Here is a 17,741-nt window from a genome sequence, read left to right on the forward strand (position 1 = left end):
TCTAGGCCACCCTGACCCTCGGGTCGAGGACGGCCTGCAGGACGTCCGAGGCCAGCGAGGCGGTCAGCACGGCGAGCGCGGCGAAGCAGCTGATCGCCGCGACCATGTTGACGTCGTTGGACCGGATGGAGGCGACCAGTTCCTCCCCCATGCCGTGCCAGCCGAAGACCGACTCGGTGATCGTGGTGCCCACCAGCAGCGAGCCGAACGTGAACGCGAAGTAGGTGACCGCGGGGATCAGCGCGGTGCGCAGGGCGTGCTTGACCAGGGCCGTGCGCCGGCGCAGCCCCTTGGCCATCGCGGTGCGGACGAAGTCGGCGTCCATCACGTCGAGCATCATGTTGCGCTGGTAGCGGCTGAAGACGGCGATCTGCCCGACCGCGAGCGAGAGCGTGGGCAGGGCGAGGTGCTTGACGCGGTCGAGCACGCCCGCGCCCAGCCCGCCCTCCAGGCCCGGGGTCTGCTCGCCGCTGACCAGGAAGACCTGGACGCCGAGGCGGTCGTTCAGCCACACGGCGGCGATGATCAGCATGTTGGCCAGCACGACGGTGGGGATGGCGAGCACGACGAACGCGGCGACGGTGGACAGCCGGTCGAACCAGCCGTACTGCCGCACGGCGGCGAGCGCGCCGATCAGCACGCCCGCCACCCCGCCGATCACCAGCCCGAGCAGGATCAGCCGCGCGGTGACCCCGAGGCGGCGCCGCAGCTCGGCGTTCACGCGCTCGCCGTTCCACGTCCTGCCGAGGTCGCCGCGCGCGATGTCCCCGGCCCACCTGAGGTAGCGCCGGATCAGCGGGGTGTGGTCGTTGAGGTTGTACAACGACAACTGGGCGTCGACCACCGCGGCCGGCGGGCGCGGGCTGCGCCCCTCGTAATTGGAGCGCGGGTCCAGGGCGAGGGCCGCCAGGACGTAGGCCAGGCTCGTGGCGACGGCGATCAGCACCCCGTAGTTGACCAACCGGCGGAGCAGGAAACCTGCCATCGCCCCCCTTCCGCCGATCTCCGTGTCTGTCCGGATCCGCAACCGTCAGGGCCGGTGTCACGACCCCGCGTGCCCATCCTGCTACATCGCGTAACCACATGGTGACAAGAATGTCGTCAGCCGGGCCGGGTGTCGGCCCGGGCCGCCTCAGAGGCGGCCTCGGGGACCTCGGGAAGGGGCTCCGGGAGGAGCGGCGGTTCTAGCGGTCGGCCAGCTCGTCCACGGCGGTGCGCACGTCGGCGCTGGTGATCGTGGTCAGTTCCTCCGCGCTGGCGGTCCCTCCGCGGCCGGCCAGGCGGACGTCGCGCCCGAGCGCCGCCCGCTCGAACAGCGACCGCGCGAAGCGGCCGTTGCCCAGCTCGTCGATCAGGCCCTCGGCGCAGACCCACGCGAACACGTCGGCGACGTCGCGCTCGGCGGAGGCGTCGAAGCGGTCTCCCGCGCCCTCGGCGAGCAGGCCCGCGATCTCGGTCAGCTCGGCGGGGCTGTAGGACGGGAACGTCACGCGCTGGTTGAACCGGCTCGCCAGGCCGGGGTTGGTGGCGAGGAAGCGCTCCATCTCGGAGGCGTACCCGGCGAGGATGATGACCAGCCGGTCGCGGTCGTCCTCGGCGCGCTTGAGCAGGGTCTGCACGGCCTCGGCGCCGAAGGCGTCCCCGCCCTGGTAGCCGCTGTTGACCAGGCTGTAGGCCTCGTCCACGAACAGCACGCCGCCGAGCGCGCGGTCGACCAGCTCGTTGGTCTTGATGGCGGTCGCGCCGAGATGCTGGCCGACCAGGTCGGCGCGGGACGCCTCCACCACGTCGGGCCGCGAGAGCAGGCCGAGCGCGGCGAAGACCCGGCCGATCACCCGGGCCACGGTGGTCTTCCCCGTGCCCGGAGGCCCGACGAAGACGAAGTGCCGCATCTGCGGCGGCGCGGGCAGGCCCTGCTCCTGGCGCATCCGCGCGACGCGGAGCTGGGCCGCGATGGCGCGGACCTGCCGTTTCACCGGCTCCAGCCCGGCCATGCGGTCGAGGTCGCCGAGGGCCTCCTCCAGGCTCGGGGTGGCCTGGTAGCCGCGGAACCGCGCGGTGATCTCGTTGAACGCCTTGGTCAGGTCGGCTGTGGTGGTGGTGACGAGGTCCTCACGACTCGGCGCGCCGCCCGCGCCGACCACGCGGACGTCCCTGGCCTGGGCCGCCGCCTCGATCAGGCTGCGCGCGAACCGGGCGTTGCCGAGCTCGTCGATGAGCCCGCGCCGGTGGACGTCCTCGAACAGGCCGAGCAGCACGCCCGGGGCGTCCGGCGACAGCCGCTCGCCGCGGCGGACGCTCAGGAGCTGGACGATGCGCAGCAGCTCGGGCGGTGAGTAGGTGGGGAACTTGATGCGGGTCGAGAAGCGGGACGACAGGCCGGGGTTGGAGGACAGGAAACCCGCCATCTCCTTCTCGTAGCCGGCCAGGATGATGACGAGCCGGTCGCGGTCGTCCTCGGCGCGCTTGAGCAGGGTCTGCACGGCCTCGGCGCCGAAGCGGTCCGGCTGGCCGTCCCCGGAGTTGATCAGGCTGTACGCCTCGTCCACGAACAGCACGCCGCCGAGGGCCTGGTCGATCAGCTGGTTGGTCTTGATGGCCGTCGCGCCGAGGAACTCGCCGACCAGGTCCGCGCGCTGGGCCTCCACGACGTACGGGGTCTCCAGCAGGCCGAAGGCGTAGAAGATCTTGGCGACGGTGCGGGCGACGGAGGTCTTGCCGGTGCCGGGCGGGCCCACGAAGACGAAATGGCGCATCGGCGGCTCGGTAGAGTACCCCGCCTCGGCGCGCAGCCGGGACGCCTCGATGGACGCGGCGATCGAGCGCACCTGCTCTTTGACCGGCTCCAGGCCGATCATGCTCTCCAGCTCGCCGAGGGCCTCCTCGACGGAGATGGGCGGAGGCGCGGCGGCCTCGGACGCGGAGGCCCGCTCGGGGGCGCCGTCGCGCGCGCGCTGCCTGACCTGCGCCGGGGCCTGCGTCTGCGCGGCTGCGGCACGGCGGCGCACCTGGCCGGCCTGCACCAGCCGGTACACCAGCACGGCCCCCGCCACGCCGTAGGCCGCCCACAGCGCGATCTGCGGCGAGAAGGTGGCGACGGCGAAGGTCACCATGGCGGCGGCGCCGAGGGCTGCGAGGGTGGTCACCCAGGGCGTGACCCACCGGATCAGGTGGGCGGCCACGCCCGCCAGCACGCCGAGCAGGATGAACAGCGTGGGCAGCGCGGAGTTCGGCTGCACGTAGCCGCCCATCACGACCATCACACACGACCACGCCACCACGACCAGGACGGTCGCGGCGGCGCGGGGAAAGCGCAGGGTCAGTTCCGCGTACCCCAGGAGTAAGAGAACGGTCACGAACGCCGGGAACGGCCAGCCGAGAAGGACCGTCAGGACGGCGGCGCCGATGAGAACGGCAGCGAAGATCGTCCGTCTCGTCCCACGGGAGAGCTGGAAATAACGTATTCGGACGCGCTCGAACGCGTCACGGGCCGCGGCGCGCCCCGCCGGCCGGGCCCTGTCGGAGTCCCGCATTTTGCCTCCCCGGTCGCCTCCCGGTTATACCGCACCGGGGCCCTCGGCGCGCGTCCCCGGCCTTGTGCCCTTCACCGCGCGCCGCGCGTCCATGCGCGCGGGCGGGGGCGGACCGGGTGGCGGGTGGGGCGGTCAGGAGCGACGGGGCGCGGCGCGGGCCTCGTGGCGGCCGGGGTACTCGCCGACCAGGACGTGTTTGGGGGTCACGCGCAGCACGTCCTCCGCGGGGTCGGCGAGAGCGATGCCGCGCACCTCGGCCCAGAACCTCCGTTCGACGGGGTCGGCGACGAAGACGGCCACCCGCGGGTCGCGCTCCGCGGCGGCCCAGGCGTCCTCGGCGGCGATCAGGCGCAGGTCGCCGGACGCGCTGACCGAGGTCACGGCGCCGACGGCGAGCGTGCGGGGGCCCGCGGCGTCGGCGTAGGACAGCACGACCGTGCGGGAGTAGGTGAACGCGCGCCGTACTTCGGGGCTGAGGCCGACCGACGGGCTGACCTCGCCCGGCAGGCGGGGGCCGCAGCCCTCGCAGGGGATCAGCGAGGCCCGCCACGGCCCTGCCGAGCCCCGCCACCAGGCCCGCGCGGAGCGCGCCGCGAAGGCGAGGATCACGACGAGCAGGGCGATCGCGACAGCCCACCACGCCCACTCGCCGGTCACCGGGCGCAGGCCGAGGGCCGCCGCGCCCCCCGCGACCGCCGGCGCGGCCGAGGCCGGCAGCAGGAACGCCAGGGCGGTCGCCAGTGACCAGTCCGCGCCGAGGATCGCGCGCAGCCGCGACCGCAGCCCGCCCCGCCTCCACACGTACAGCATCGCGGCGGGGACGAGCACCCCCGCCAGCGCGGCCCGCGGTTCGCCGAGCGCGGGCGGAACCACGGCGAGGGCGGCCACGAGGAACCACAGGCGGGCGGCGACGATCCACAGGGTGACGCCGGTGTCGCGCAGGCCGACCCGCTCGGGAGGGACGGCCGTGAACTCGGCGAGCGCCCGTACGGGTCTGCCCCGCCAGGCTTCGGCGAAACCGCGGAACAGCAGCACGGCGACGCCGTTGAACAGGACCAGGCCGAAGAGCCCGGCCCAGAACGCGCCGAGGACGTCGTTCCAGCGCGCCAGGGGCGAGGCCGCGGAGACGAGCGGGACGGCCGCGTCGGCGAGCGACCAGGCCGGCAGGGTGGCCAGCGCGGCGACGTGGGCGGCCGTCGCCAGTAGTGTGACCGACACGGCCACCGCCAGCCACAGGTCGCGGGCGAGCATGCCCGGCACGTACCGCCACACCGTGATCTTCCTGGCCTGCCGCACGGTGACGGCCGCGGCGAGGACGAGCGCCACGGCGCCGGCGAGGCGTGCCTCCGTCCGCAGGCCGTACCAGAAGGACAGGACCGCCACGGCGGCGAGGCCGAGCACGAGCAGGGCGCGGACCTGGCGCGCCCACAGTTCCAGGGCGCGGCGGGCGCGGGCGGTCTCGCGCGGGTCGACCTCCCAGGTCGGGTCGTGGTGGTCGCGGGGACGGTCCCAGCGCAGGAAGGTGAGGCCGAGGTTGATCCGCGCGCCGGGATGGTCGTCGTCGCGCCGCAGCGCGGCGCGGTAGGCGGCGGCGGCCTGCTCGTGGTCGCCGCGGACCAGGGCGAGGTCGCCGATGAGAACGTGCGGGTCGGGTTGCTCGGGCGCGAAGCGAACGGCCTTCTGGGCCTGGGCCCACGCGTCCCTCCACCGGCCGGGGAGCCGGCGCAGGGCCGAGCCGAGCCTTAGCCGCGCGGCCCAGGAGCCGGGTGCGAGCCGGACGGCGTCCTGAGCCGCGACGACCGCCTCGGAGTCGCGGCCGAGGCGTTCTAGGGCGAGACTCATCAGCCGATGTCCCCATTCGCCGTCGGGATCACGTTCGACCGCCTCGCCGGCGGCCTCCAGTGCTCCCTCCGGCTGGTCGCGTGCCAGCCTTGCCACGGCCACCACGCACCATGCCCGGGGATCGGAGCGGTCTCGCGGGGATGGCACCGGAGAGGGATCGGACTCACTGGTGTTCCCCACGTCAGTCATGGTCTGTTGCGGATCACCGCTTGCCTAGATGCCGGACATATACCTATAGCTCTCTAGAGAGGTCTGGATCGCCCCAGGTTGATCAGGGTTCCCACAAGCCCCTGGAGACCGGGCGTCCGGCCGCGCCCGCTCCCCCGTCCGGACCGGCGCACCAAGATCATCGGGCGGATCCGTTGCGGCAACCCGCTGAACGATCATCGGGGGTGCACCGCCGCGCACGTCGCCCGGGAGGTCGGCGGAACGGCGCGCGCGTCGCGTTCGTCTCCGCCCTGCACTCGACCGTGACGGTGAGCATCGGGCTCCTGGGCGTCACCGCGCTCACGGCCGCGACGCTGGTGTCCCGCCGGCCGTCTCCGCCGGCCCGCGAGCGCGTCTCCAAGTGACCCGCCGCCCCTCTTGCGCGCCTGTGTGCACCTCGGTGGGTGGGACGAAGGGCTCCTCCAGACATAACAGGCGGGATACGGGGCAAGTGGCTGTGCAACACGGACAGACCCCTACAGAATGGCTACCGTGAGACGAGCCCTCCAGGATCTCGCTTCGCTGGCCGCCCGGCTGGGCGTCGGCGGGATCTTCTTCGCCAACGGCTGGCACAAGCTCGAGTTCGGGCTGACCGCGACAGGCGATCAGTTCGCGAAGATGGGCGCTCCCGGACCCGGCGTCTGGGCCGCCGGCACCATGCTCATCGAACTCCTCGGCGGGGCGCTGCTGGTCGGGGGCCTCGCCGTCCCGGCCTGCGGGCTCGTCCTGTTCGCCGAGGCGCTGGCGGTGTTCGTGCTCGTCAGCGGGGACACCGGCCTCCCCCTGACCGGCGGGGACATCAGCCTGATCGTCGCGCTCGGAGCGGCCTCGGTGCTGCTGGCGGTCGTCGGCGCGGGGCGGCTGTCCATCGACCACCTCGTCGTCATCCGGCGGCGCGAGGCCAAGGCCACCGACGAGAAGGCCGCCGACGCGGAGGCGGACGACGTCATCTCCTCCTGGCGCGAGCCGGCCCGTCCCGCCCCGGCCGACGCCCGCCCGGCGGACGCTCCCTCTGCCGACACGGACACCAAGACCCCCGGGACACCGGCGGGCCCCGTGACGTTCCCCAAGGTCAAGAACCAGCCGGGCGACAGTCCCGGCCCGGCCGGCACGGGCCCAGGAAACGCGACCGGCCCAGGAAGCCCGACCGGACTAGGAAACCCGACCGGACCGGCAGCCACGGCGGACCCGGCGACCCGTGAAGGCTCGGCGACCCGTGCCGCCGCCTCCGCCGCCGCCACCTCCGCCGAGGCCGAGGTCACCGCGCCGCGGAAGCCCCCCAGGACCAGACGCCCGTCCAAGTCCGCCGACGCCCCGCGCGACGCGGCGGCCGAGCCCCCGGCGAACGCCCCGTCCACGCCCACGACCCGAGGCGACCGCCTCGTCGCCGGAGACCGCAAATCCGGCCCCTCCGACACCGAATAGCACCTTCGCCCGGCGAGCCGCCGTACAGAGGCGCCGATTTCGCCACACCACACCCCACCGCCGCGGCGCCTTTCGAGAAGCACCGTACCGAGCGCGAGAAAGCCGGAACCGCGGTGACGCGTCAGAGACGCTCACACCGCGTTATGGTGCTTCGCCACCTTGCGCAGGGGCGAGAGCAGGAGCGGGCGGGACCGGCGATCGTCAACGGGCGGACGCGTCGGAGACGGCCGCGCTGGTTACGGTGTTTCGGTGGTTCGGGGAGGGGTCAGGTCGGTTTCGAGGACGCCCGCCAGCGCCGCCACCGCGAGCGCGACGCTCGCCTGGTCGCCCAGGCCCCGCGCGGCGGCGAGCGCCCGCGCGTACCGCGCCTCCGCCTCCGTGGCGTCGCCCTCCGCCTCGGCGACCCGTCCCAGGCAGATGAGCACCCGCACGCGCGTGCCCTCGGCGCTGACCCACTCCGAGGTGCACTCGGTGAGCGCGAGCTCGCCGAACCGCCGCGCGGCGGCGAGGTCGCCTTCGAGCCGGGCCAGCTCGCCGAGCCCCAGGTGGGCGGAGGCCCGCGTCGGACGCGCGCCCGTGCCGGCGGCGATGCCCGCGACCCGCTCGTACGTCGCGCGCGCCTCGTCGCGGCGGCCCAGGAAGGCCAGGATTCCGGCGCGGCGGCACAGGAGGTCGGCGGTCTCCTCCGCCCCCTGGAGCCGGTGGGCCAGCTCCAGGGCCTCGTCGACCAGCGCCAGCGCGCGGGCGTGTTCCCCGAGGCGCTCCGCGGCGTCAGCCAGCGCGTCGATCGCCTGCAACGCCCCCCAGCGGTCCCCGACGGCCCGGTAGCCCTGCAGGCTCACGGTGAACAGCCGCGCGGCCTCGCGGGGACGGGCCGCGAAGAGCTCGATGTACCCCATGCCGAGCCTGCGCAGGGCCCACAGCCACGGCTCGGCGAGGGGGTCGGGTTCCCACTCGATGTGCTCGACGTCGCCCGGTCCGATCGCCACGCCCCACAGCACCATCGTGAACGCCTGCCGCGGCAGCCATTCCCCGCTCGCGATGACCGCGTCGACGCGGGCGCGGTGGGCGCGCAGCTCGGCGCCGTGGAACCCCTCCCAGCCGGCCATGAAGACGCACGCGATGTACTCGTCCTCCAGATCCTCGGGAGGGTCGACGCCGACGACCCGCAGGAGTTCCATGGCGGGCGGCGCGCTCTCGCTGCCGAGGCCGCGCAGCCACCAGTAGAACGACAGGTCTGCCATCAGCCGCAGGGCGACGTCCGGCGCGGCGTGGACGGCCCAGCCCAGCGCGGCGTGGAGGTTGCCGTGTTCGGCGTCCAGGCGGGCCAGCCATGCGAGCTGCTCGTGGCGGCGCAGGTGCGGCTCGGCGGTCCGCGCCAGCTCCTGGAAATACGCGGCGTGGGCGGCGCGCAGGCTTTCGCGCTCGCCCGCCTCGGCCAGCCGCTCGGCGCAGAACTCCCTGATCGTCTCCAGCAGGCGGTAGCGGCCCGCGGACACCTCGACGAAGGACTTGTCCACCAGGCCGGCCAGCAGCTCGTCGCAGTGGTCGCGGGGCAGCCCGCAGACCTCGGACGCGGCCGCCGGCGCGACCCCGCCGCGGAACACCGTGAGGCGCCGGGCCAGCACCTGTTCTTCCCGCTCCAGCAGGTCCCAGCTCCACTCGACCACGGCGCGCAGGGTCTGGTGGCGGGGGGCCGCCGTGCGGTCGCCGCGTGACAGGAGCCGGAAGCGGTCGTGCGGGACGTCGCCGCCGTCCTGCCCCGCCGCGGCGCCCAGGCGGGCGGCGATCTCCCGCACGGGGAGCGTGCGCAGTCGCGCGGCGGCCAGCTCGATCGCCAGCGGCAGCCCGTCCAGCGCCGCGCACACGCGCGCGACCGCGTCGACGTTCCCGGCGTCCACCTCGAAGCCCGGCGAGACGGCCTCGGCGCGGTCGGCGAACAGGCGGACGGCCGGGCAGGCGAGGGCCTCGGCCACGGACGGGTCCTTCGGCGGCAGGCCGAGCGGCGGGAGGGGAACAGCATCTCGCCGGTGATGCCGAGCGCCTCGCGGCTGGTCGCCAGCACCCGCAGCCGGGGGCACTCGGCCAGCAGGCCGCGGACCAGGACCGCCACGGCTCCGACGACGTGCTCGCAGTTGTCCAGGATCAGCAGGAGCGGCCGGTCGGCCAGCGCCTCAGCGAGGCGTCCGGCGGCGCCGGAGGATCCGTGGGCCAGGGCCGACCGCCCCGCGCCGCGCAGGCCCAGCGCGCCCAGCACGGCCTCCGGCACCTGCGCCGCCTCGGCCACCCCCGCGAGGTCGGCGAAGCACACCTCGCCCGCCTCCCGTGTGCCGGCCTCGGACGCGAGCCGGGTCTTGCCCGCGCCGCCCGGGCCGGTCAGCGTCACCAGGCGGGCGGAGGCCAGCAGCTTGGCGAGCCGTCGCAGCTCGTCCTCACGTCCCACGAAGCTGGTCAGCGGCGCGGGGACGGCCCGGCCGCCGCGTCTCGCGGGCGCGGGGCGGGGGGTGAGCGCGGGGTCGCCGCGGAGGATCGCCAGGTGGGCGGCCGCCAGCTCGGCGGAGGGGTCGGCGCCGAGTTCGTCGGCGAGCACGCGCCGGCCGTCCTCGTAGGCCGCGAGCGCCTCGGCCTGCCGCCCGGCGCCGTACAGGGCGCGCATCAGCTGGGCGCGTGAGCGCTCGCGCAGCGGATGGGCGGCGACCTGCTCGGTCAGCTCGGCGACGAGGCCGTCGTGGTGTCCGAGGGCGAGGTCGGCCTCGACGCGGTCTTCCAGGGCCGAGACGCGCAGTTCCTCCAGGCGGGCCGCCCGCGCCCGGCCGAACGGCACGTCGGCGAGCGCCCGCCCGCGCCACAGGGCCAGTCCCTCTCCCAGCAGGCCGGACGCGCGGGCGTGGTCGCCGGTGAGCAACGCCCGGCGCCCCTCGCCGGCCAGCCGCTGGAAGCGGTGGGCGTCCACCGCCTCGGGGTCGACCACGAGCCGGTATCCGGCCAGGTGCGGCTCGACCCGGGGGCCGCCGGGGCCGAGCCCGCGGCGCAGGCGCGAGACCTGCGACTGGAGGGCGTTGGCCGCGTCGCCCGGCGGGTTCTCGCCGTACAGGCCGTCGATCAGGTGCCGTGTGCCGACCACCTGGCCGGCCTCGGCGAGCAGCAGGGCAAGCAGCACCCGTACTCCGGGGCCGCCCACGGCGACCGGGCGGCCATCGGGAAGCCACGCCTGGGTGGAGCCGAGGATGCCGAACCGCACGCCCTGATTCTTCCTCACGCCATCATCTGCCGCGCGGACCACGGGATCGGGCCGGACGGGCCAGAGAGGCGGTGGACAGGGCTACGGGCACCGCGCGAAACCGGCCCGGCGGGTGACCTGACCTCACCCGCCGGACCGGCATCCCTAACAATGTCCGCAACACCACCCATAAGGCAAGCGGGATGACCATAATTTCGCCGGACTGGAACCTGGACGGCGGGGTGCAGACCATCACGGAACGGGCACAGCCCCGGCCCAGGGTCACCCCAGGGCCGGCACCGTGCCCGCGCGGGCCCGGCGTGCGGTCCGCGTGAGGTGGGCGCGCGGTGGGCGCGCGGTCAACCGGTCGCCGCGCCGACCCGGTCCACCAGCTCCGAGACACCCCGCTTCCGCGCGCAGTGGGCGCAGCAGTACCAGTGGCCGTTGGCCTCCACACCGTGGCCGACGACGCGGACGCCGCAGTTCTCACAGGTCGGAGCCATGCCCTGGATGGCGCACTCGAAGCAGTCGTAGGTGTGGACACCGCCCTTGACGTGGACCTCGAAGCTCATGTCATAGTCGTTGCCGCATACTTCACACTTTGCCATGATCCTCACCTCTTACTCGTCTCTAGCGAGTTACCCGCGAACACCCACAAAGGACTCCCCGGCGGTGAACTCCGTACGCATAATTGGTGATCTAGGGACCCGATTTTGAAGGAGATCCCGGCATGCCGGAGGCTCTGCCCCTGCAATCGGACGATCCATCTGACTTAGGTCAATATCACCTCGTCGGGCGTCTGCGGACAGGGCGGCACGGCGTCGTCTACCTGGCACGTGGACCACAGGACGAACATGTCGCGGTCACCCTGCTCCACAGCGGGCTCACCGATCCCGCGGCCTTCCTCGACAAGATCGAGCATCAGCGGCGGATGTCCGCGTTCTACACGGCCCAGGTGATCGAGAGCGGCCTGGCCGAAGACCGGCCGTACATCGTCAGCGAGTACATCGACGGTCCCAGCCTCCAAAAGGCCGTCGAGGACGGCGGGCCATTGCGAGGCGCCGCGCTGCACAGGCTCGCCATCAGCACCATGACCGCGCTGGTCGCCCTCCACCAGGCCGGCATCGCGCACCGCGAGTTCGACCCGGGCAACGTGCTGGTGGGCCCGGACGGGCCGCGCGTGATCGACGCCGGGCTCGCCGAGGCGCTGAGCGTGGACTTCGACGGCACCACCCGCTCGATCGGAGGCGCGGCCCATCTCACCCCCGAGCACCTGGACGGCGCGCCGATCGGCCCGCCCACCGACATGTTCGCCTGGGGCGCCACGATGCTCTTCGCCGCCTCCGGCCGGGCTCCGTTCGACGCGGGGTCCATGTCCGCGACGATCAACCTCGTCCTGCGTGGCGAGCCGGATCTCGCCGTACTCGACGACGACCTCCTCCCCCTGGTCGCCGAGTGCCTGTCCAAGGACCCCGCGCGCCGCCCCACCGCCGCGGACGCGCTGCTGCGACTGGTCGGCCACTCGCGGATTCTCGCGACGCTGGACCCTCGCGCGGCGCCCGTCCCCGCCGCTCAACCCGCGCCGCCGCCCGTCCCCGCGGATCTGCGCTCCGCGCCGCCGCCCGATCCCGCCTCGCGCGTCGCCCTCCCGCCTCCCCCGGGCGCCCGCCTCCGCCCCCTGCCCATGGTCGCGGCCGCGCTCGCCATCGCGCTCCTGTCCGGCGGCACGGTGTACGCCGTGACCGGGCGCGACTCCCCCGCACCGGCCGCCGGCCCAGCCCCGACCCCCGTCCCCTCGTTCTCCGCCTCCGTCATCGAGGCCACCCCCACGCATCCACCGCCCGCCACCAAGGAGGTGAAGGTCCCCGGCACCGATCTCGTGCTGCACGAGAACCCCGCCGACCCGCTCCGCGTCGGCGCCTTCATGATCTACGACCCCGAGTCCGGCACGCCGAGGCTGGAGACCCTCGTCCGCGACCGGGGCACCGGCACCTTCCGCGTGATCGGCAAGGACGCCCAGTTCGGCGATCCCAGCCTCTCCCCCGACGGCACGTGGGTCGCGATCAACCCGTGGATGAAGTACACCGGATCCACCCACGACTACGTCACCTTCATCAACCGCAAGACCGGCGAGAGGTTCTCGGTCGACACCCTCGACCAGCCCCTGCGCGGGCTCTCCGGCGTCTGGAGCGAGGACAGCACGCGCCTGCTGCTCACCGTCTACGAGTTCGACCTCACGAAGAAGGAGCAGTACCCGAGCGGATACGTCATCGTCGACGTCAACACGCGCAAGGCGACGGTCGTCAAGACCGACGAGCGCGACGGGTACGGCAACTTCCTGTGGACCATCGACGGCCGGTACGTCGCGAACGCCTACTCCAAGGACGGCAAGCCCAGGTTCGGCCTGCGCCTGCGCGACCTGCGGGGCAACGTCGTGCGCACGATGCCGTGGGTGGGGCTCGCACCCGGCCCGGGCGCCTTCTCCCCCTCCGGGGCGTCCTTCTACACCTACTGCCCGCAGGACACGGCCAAGGTGAGCGCCTACTGCGTGTGGAACCTCGCCACCGGCAACCGCACGGCCACCGTCCCGTCCGTCAAAGGCGACGACAGCGCGGTGATGGGCTGGTGGGACGAGCACCACCTGATCGTCTACAGCGACCGCAAGGACCGGCGCACGTACGAGGTGATCGACTTCCACGGCGAGGTCCGGCGCACGCTCGCCGAGTTGCCGAAGAAGGACACCGAGACGCTCGTCCTGCTCAAGACGGACACGACGGCCCCGTGACGCGGATCGACTCCCTGCGCGCCGGCGACCCGCCGCGCATCGGCGGATACGAGCTCGCCGGGCGCATCGGCGAGGGCGGCCAGGGATCGGTGTTCCTGGCGACGGCGCCCTCGGGAGACCAGGTGGCGATCAAGCTGCTCGGCAGCGCCCTGACGGGAGGGGACGACGACCCGGGGCCGGGTTTCGCGCGCGAGAGCGAGATCCTGCGGCGCGTGGCGCCGTTCTGCACGGCGCAGGTCATCGAGAGCGGCCTGCTGGAGGACCGACCGTACATCGTCAGCGAGTACATCGACGGACCGACGCTGCAGCAGGTCGTGGAGGGCGAGGGTCCGCTGGAAGGCGCGCGGCTGCGCCGCCTCGCGGTGGGCACGCTGACGGCGCTCACCGCGATCCACCGCGCGGGAGTCGTGCACCGGGACTTCAAGCCGAGCAACGTGCTGCTCGGCAGGGACGGCCCGCGCGTCATCGACTTCGGGATCGCGCGGGCGCTCGACGCGGTCGCGACCGGGTCCGGCGTGGTGGGCACGCCGCCGTACATGGCCCCCGAGCAGCTGGAGGGAGCCCAGGTCGAACCACCCGCCGACCTGTTCGCCTGGGGCTCGACGATGGTGTTCGCCGCGACCGGCAGGCCGCCCTTCGGGATGGACTCGCTGCCGGCGATCGTCAACCGGATCCTGCACCGTGACCCCGACCTCGGCCTGCTACGGGGCGACCTGCGCGATCTGGTCGCCGAGTGCCTGTCCAAGGACGCCGCGCGCCGTCCCACGGCGGGAGAGGCGCTGATGCGGCTGCTCGGCGCCCGGGACCGCCCGGTGGGGTTCCTGCTGTCCGCCGGCTCGGCCGCGGCCTCGGGCTCGCCGGCCCCGCCCCACATCCCGGACTCCGGCGACGCCCCGGCCCTCTCGCCCGGCGCGTCCAGGCCCCCGCCGGGCGCCGGCGCTCGGAGCCGGGCGCGTAGGCGGGCGGCGATCCTCGGGGCGGGCGTCACGGTGGCCCTGGCCTCCGGCGCGCTCGTCCACGCGCTCACCCGCGACGGCGCCCCCGCGCGGCCCGAGGCGACCGGGCCGGCCCGGCCCCTGCCCGAGGTCACGTCCGTCCCGCCTCCGGCGACCACCGAGCTGCGGCTCCCCGGGCTCGGCACGACGCTGCACGAGAACCCCGGCGACACGGCGCGGATGGTCTCGTTCATGTACGACAGCAAGGGTGGGTCGAACCACTACGCGCGCGTCCGCGGCACCAACCGCTTCGAGGCGGTCGCGCCCTGGCAGGAACCCCTGCCCTCCCCGGACGGCACATGGCTCGCGCTGCTGCCCTGGCTGAAGGAGTCGACGCCGCAGCCCTACGACTTCGTCCGGCTGGTCCACGTGCCGAGCGGCCGCGAGTACATCGTGCGGCTGACCGACAAACCGCTGCAGAACTTCAACCCGGCGTGGTCCCCCGACGGCACGCGGCTGCTGCTCACCACCTTCGACCTCTCGTCGGGGTCGCGGACTCCGGTCGGCTTCGCGATCGTGGACGCCGCCGCGGCGAAGGCCACTCTGGTGAGGGCCGACACGAGCGGCGCCCCCGCCGCAGCGCCCTTCGCCTGGAGTCCCGGGGAGCCGGCGGTCGCCCTGCCCTTCGGCGCGGGGCCGCGCGCGGGGCTACGGTTCTTCGACCTGAACGGCAGGACGCTGCGCACCGCCGACGGCGTAGGCGAGGCCGCCGCCTCGGAGAGCCCGTTCGCGCCGGCGGGCAAGCGGTTCGCCACCGGGTGCCCCGGCGCCTTCGCGTCGGTGTGCGTCTGGGACACCGCGACCGGACGCGCCCTCGCGCGATTCCGCGTGCCCGCCCAGAGCGCGTTCATCGGCTGGTACAACGACGCCCACGTCCTGCTCACCGACAAGAGCGCGGACCCCCACAAGGTCGTCGTCATGGACATGAAGGGCGAGGTGCTGCGCGTGCTCGCCGAGATCCCGCGCGAGGAGCCCGGGGAGAACCGGGGCACGTTCCTGTTCCACTACATGCGGTGGTCCTGAGGACGGCGCAGGACGCGCGGGCCGCCGGCCTTCAGGACCCGGACGAAGGCCCCCCACGCGTCGCGGCTGACAACCAGCGCCGGGCGGTGCGGGTTCTTGGAGTCGCGCACGGCGACCGTGCCGGGCAGGCCGACGGCCACCTCGACGCACTCGCCGCCGTCGCTGCCCGACCGGCTGGACTTGCGCCACCGCGCGCCGCTCAGGTCCACTTCTGCCTCACCACTTCTTCGATCATCGAGATGGACAGGTGCTGGGGGTAGGCGTCGGCGCGGATGGCGTCGAAGCCGTTGACCAGGTCGGCGATCAGGCTTCTGTCGGACACGGTGCGCCCGGAAGGCTGCGACTCGACCCGCACGACGTAGGGGTTGCCGCGCATCTCGGCGATGGCGTAGGCGCCGTTCAGCCCCGACAGGGCCTCGGCGCCGTAGGGGACGATCTGGATGGTGACCTTCGGGTGGCGCGTCATCGCCAGCAGATGTTCGAGCTGCCCGCGCATGACGGCGGGGCCGCCGACGGGGCGGTGGAGCACCCCCTCGTCGATCAACGCCGTGACCACCGGCGCGTCGTCGCGCGACAGGACGACCTGACGGCGCATGCGGGCGGCCAGGCGCTGCTCGACCTCGTCCTCCAGGACCCCGGGCAGGCGCGCCAGCACCCGCCGCGCGTACGCCTCGGTCTGCACCATGCCGGGGACGAGCATCGGCGCCCAGAACCGCAGCGCCGTAGCGCGCTGTTCTTCGACGGCCCAGTCGCGGAAGTGGGCGGGGACGGGGGGCGGGGGCGGCCAGACCTCGGCGTACAGGCGCGTGACCACTCCGTCCAGGCCGAAGACCTCGTCGCACAGCTCGGCGAAGCGCTCGGAGGGGCGGAACTTGGAGGTCTCGACCATCGCGACGGCGCTGGTGGAGAAGCCGATCTTCCTGGCGAGCTGTTTCTGCGTCAGCCTGGCCGCGAGCCGATGCCGGCGCAGTTCGTAGGCGAAACGAGCGCGCGGCGACTCCGCCGGGTCGATGTCGATCATTCTGGTCATGAGGCTCCCTAGACACCCGGCCAGACGACTCATCGATGCCAGAACGACGCCCAGGTCATTCTGCGGTCACCCTGTAGTCAACAGAACACCAAGAGTAATGGTACGGCTCGGGGCGCGGGGAGGGAAATCACGATGATCGGACGCACCACCGTGAGCCGTTAATAGGAAGACGTCAAGCTCTCCGATGAATAGTCTGCTCAAGGACCGGTCACGGAAGGAGGCGACGATGACGAGCAGCAAGATCACCTGGCCGCGCACGAGCCGACGCGCGAACACCCCTGCGCTCCTCGACCTGCGCTCTCCCTCGGGTCGCCCTCTGCCATACTGACGGCGTCCACGATCTTTACAATGGTCTTACGATCACATCTGTAGACAACTCGGTAACGAACGCATCACGGTGGGGGGTCCGATGAGAAGGCTGGCGGCGGTACCCGCGTACGTACCACGGCACAAGGTGCGCGACATCCGCTCCGCGCACCGCCGGAAGCCGTCCCCCGATCCCAAGGTCGTCGACCTTCAGGCGTACACCGGCCGCAACGTGATCCGCTTCCCGCGCACCGGCGGCTCGACGCCCGCCGCGTGACCGTCTAGGCGACGCCCGAGCCCCGGCCGGGGGTACGCCTGGTGCTTCGCGATGGCGGCCATCGTCGCCGGGCTCGCCGCGGTCTTCGGCTTCCTCAACCGGAGGCCGGGCCGCGCCTGACCGGCCCCCACCGGCGAGCGGACGGGGTCAGGCTCAGGCGAGCGCCGCCGCCCGGCCGAGCGCGTCGGAGGTGAACTCCGCCGGGTACGGCGAGCGGGCGAGCGCTTCCTCCGCCGGGATCTCGCCCTTGGTCACGGCCAGGCACAGGGCCGCGACCTCGGCGAGCTCGTCGCGCTGGCGTGCGACGAACGCCGCGTCCACCGGCTCGCCGTGCCCCGGGACGACCGTGCGCGCGCCCGTGGCGAGGATGCGGTCCACGGCGGCGGGCCACCTCCCGGGGAAGGAGTCGTCGAAGGACGGAGGGGCGCCCTGCTCCACCAGGTCCCCGGCGAACACCACGCCGCTGTCGGGAACGTGCGCGATCAGGTCGTGGCCCGTGTGCCCAGGCCCCGGGTGCGCGAGCCGGACGACGCGGCCGCCGAGGTCGATCTCGGCGGCGTCCTCGACGGTCCGGTCCGGCAGGACGAGCCGCGCCGCCTCGATGCGCGCGGCGGCGTCCTCCATGCCCCGCTCTCGGTAGTACCGCGCCCACTGCGACCGCTGGGCCTCGCCGTGCTCGACCAGGTCGGCCCGGCAGCCGGGGTGCGCCCACACCGGGCAGTCGCCGAACGCGGCCGTGCCGAAGGCGTGGTCGAAGTGCGCGTGCGTCAGCACGACGGACCACGGAAGGCCGGTCAGCTCGCGCACGGCCGCCGCGAACCCGGCGCCCTGCGCCTCGTCGGCGCCGGTGTCGACCACCAGGCACGCGCGCTCGCCCGCCACCAGGCCGAGCGACAGGTCCAGCGCGTCGTGGCGGCGCACCCACACACGGTCCGCGACCTCGGCCCAGCGGCCCACCCACCCACCTCCCCGCCCGGCGACCGCCTCAGTCTAGTGGCGGCCGGGTCCGTCATTCCGGGCTGGCGACGTCGGGGGGCCCCTGGCGGTCTCGTGGATCCCCGGCCGGCCGAGGCCCGCGGAACGGCGAAGGGCGGACGT

The 17,741-nt window shown here is 73.7% G+C and carries 13 protein-coding genes and 1 pseudogene; 5 read left to right on the forward strand and 9 right to left on the reverse strand.

Annotation, left to right across the window (positions count from 1 at the left end; genetic code table 11):
- Position 1: 1 nt before the first annotated feature.
- From AB0H21_RS03755 to AB0H21_RS03765, 3 genes are all read right to left on the reverse strand, one after another.
- Complete coding sequence (locus AB0H21_RS03755; RefSeq protein WP_358511112.1) at positions 2–985, reverse strand: ABC transporter permease; 984 nt, start codon at positions 983–985, stop codon at positions 2–4.
- A 199-nt stretch (positions 986–1,184) separates the two neighbouring features.
- Entirely contained in the window at positions 1,185–3,533 is a 2,349-nt protein-coding gene (locus AB0H21_RS03760) for an AAA family ATPase (protein ID WP_358511115.1), read from the reverse strand.
- Between the two features lie 132 nt (positions 3,534–3,665).
- On the reverse strand, positions 3,666–5,471 hold the full coding sequence (locus AB0H21_RS03765; protein ID WP_358511118.1) for a hypothetical protein: 1,806 nt from the start codon (positions 5,469–5,471) through the stop codon (positions 3,666–3,668).
- Positions 5,472–6,074: 603 nt separating this feature from the next.
- On the opposite strand from AB0H21_RS03765, the gene AB0H21_RS03770 reads away from it, so the two are divergent.
- Entirely contained in the window at positions 6,075–7,007 is a 933-nt protein-coding gene (locus AB0H21_RS03770) for a DoxX family protein (protein WP_358511121.1), read from the forward strand.
- Between the two features lie 236 nt (positions 7,008–7,243).
- Here AB0H21_RS03770 and AB0H21_RS03775 read toward each other — a convergent pair whose 3' ends face one another.
- Positions 7,244–8,983, reverse strand: coding sequence for a hypothetical protein (locus AB0H21_RS03775; RefSeq protein WP_358511400.1), 1,740 nt, complete (start codon positions 8,981–8,983; stop codon positions 7,244–7,246).
- Positions 8,984–9,132: 149 nt separating this feature from the next.
- Between AB0H21_RS03775 and AB0H21_RS03780 the strand changes: the two genes are divergently transcribed.
- Entirely contained in the window at positions 9,133–9,678 is a 546-nt protein-coding gene (locus tag AB0H21_RS03780; RefSeq protein WP_358511403.1) for a hypothetical protein, read from the forward strand.
- Here the strand turns inward: AB0H21_RS03780 and AB0H21_RS03785 are convergent.
- Together AB0H21_RS03785 and AB0H21_RS03790 are read right to left on the reverse strand one after the other, a co-directional pair.
- Positions 9,592–10,290 (reverse strand): annotated as a pseudogene (locus tag AB0H21_RS03785) (AfsR/SARP family transcriptional regulator); the annotation flags it as partial. The gene AB0H21_RS03780 and the pseudogene AB0H21_RS03785 overlap by 87 nt on opposite strands.
- Before the next feature lie 296 nt (positions 10,291–10,586).
- Positions 10,587–10,835, reverse strand: coding sequence for a hypothetical protein (locus AB0H21_RS03790; protein ID WP_358511124.1), 249 nt, complete (start codon positions 10,833–10,835; stop codon positions 10,587–10,589).
- Between the two features lie 122 nt (positions 10,836–10,957).
- Between AB0H21_RS03790 and AB0H21_RS03795 the strand changes: the two genes are divergently transcribed.
- Together AB0H21_RS03795 and AB0H21_RS03800 are read left to right on the forward strand one after the other, a co-directional pair.
- Positions 10,958–13,012 carry a serine/threonine-protein kinase gene (locus tag AB0H21_RS03795; RefSeq protein ID WP_358511127.1) on the forward strand — a complete coding sequence of 685 codons (2,055 nt, stop codon included), beginning with the start codon at positions 10,958–10,960 and terminating at the stop codon, positions 13,010–13,012.
- The gene (locus AB0H21_RS03800) at positions 13,009–15,030 is read left to right on the forward strand and encodes a protein kinase (protein WP_358511130.1); all 2,022 of its coding nucleotides are present in this window, start codon (positions 13,009–13,011) and stop codon (positions 15,028–15,030) included. The genes AB0H21_RS03795 and AB0H21_RS03800 overlap by 4 nt, the downstream gene beginning before the upstream one ends.
- On the opposite strand, the gene AB0H21_RS03805 is transcribed toward AB0H21_RS03800, so the two are convergent.
- Complete coding sequence (locus tag AB0H21_RS03805; protein ID WP_358511133.1) at positions 15,012–15,239, reverse strand: DUF397 domain-containing protein; 228 nt, start codon at positions 15,237–15,239, stop codon at positions 15,012–15,014. The two genes, AB0H21_RS03800 and AB0H21_RS03805, sit on opposite strands and share 19 nt — an antisense overlap.
- Positions 15,230–16,060 carry a helix-turn-helix transcriptional regulator gene (locus AB0H21_RS03810; protein WP_358511136.1) on the reverse strand — a complete coding sequence of 277 codons (831 nt, stop codon included), beginning with the start codon at positions 16,058–16,060 and terminating at the stop codon, positions 15,230–15,232. The genes AB0H21_RS03805 and AB0H21_RS03810 overlap by 10 nt, the downstream gene beginning before the upstream one ends.
- A gap of 409 nt (positions 16,061–16,469) precedes the next feature.
- Between AB0H21_RS03810 and AB0H21_RS03815 the strand changes: the two genes are divergently transcribed.
- Positions 16,470–16,643, forward strand: coding sequence for a hypothetical protein (locus tag AB0H21_RS03815; RefSeq protein WP_358511139.1), 174 nt, complete (start codon positions 16,470–16,472; stop codon positions 16,641–16,643).
- A gap of 153 nt (positions 16,644–16,796) precedes the next feature.
- Here AB0H21_RS03815 and AB0H21_RS03820 read toward each other — a convergent pair whose 3' ends face one another.
- Positions 16,797–17,600: an MBL fold metallo-hydrolase gene (locus AB0H21_RS03820; protein WP_358511142.1), complete on the reverse strand. Its 804-nt coding sequence runs from the start codon at positions 17,598–17,600 to the stop codon at positions 16,797–16,799.
- Between the last annotated feature and the right edge of the window lie 141 nt (positions 17,601–17,741).

It is taken from the genome of Sphaerisporangium sp. NPDC051011 (assembly GCF_040653595.1).
GTDB lineage: Bacteria > Actinomycetota > Actinomycetes > Streptosporangiales > Streptosporangiaceae > Sphaerisporangium.

Excerpts from the sequence above, each read along its gene's own strand:
- AB0H21_RS03755 (WP_358511112.1), bottom strand. The coding sequence starts at position 985 with ATGGCAGGTTTCCTGCTCCGCCGGTTGGTCAACTACGGGGTGCTGATC.
- AB0H21_RS03760 (WP_358511115.1), bottom strand. The coding sequence starts at position 3,533 with ATGCGGGACTCCGACAGGGCCCGGCCGGCGGGGCGCGCCGCGGCCCGT.
- AB0H21_RS03790 (WP_358511124.1), bottom strand. The coding sequence starts at position 10,835 with ATGGCAAAGTGTGAAGTATGCGGCAACGACTATGACATGAGCTTCGAG.
- AB0H21_RS03795 (WP_358511127.1), top strand. The coding sequence starts at position 10,958 with ATGCCGGAGGCTCTGCCCCTGCAATCGGACGATCCATCTGACTTAGGT.
- AB0H21_RS03810 (WP_358511136.1), bottom strand. The coding sequence starts at position 16,060 with ATGACCAGAATGATCGACATCGACCCGGCGGAGTCGCCGCGCGCTCGT.
- AB0H21_RS03815 (WP_358511139.1), top strand. The coding sequence starts at position 16,470 with ATGAGAAGGCTGGCGGCGGTACCCGCGTACGTACCACGGCACAAGGTG.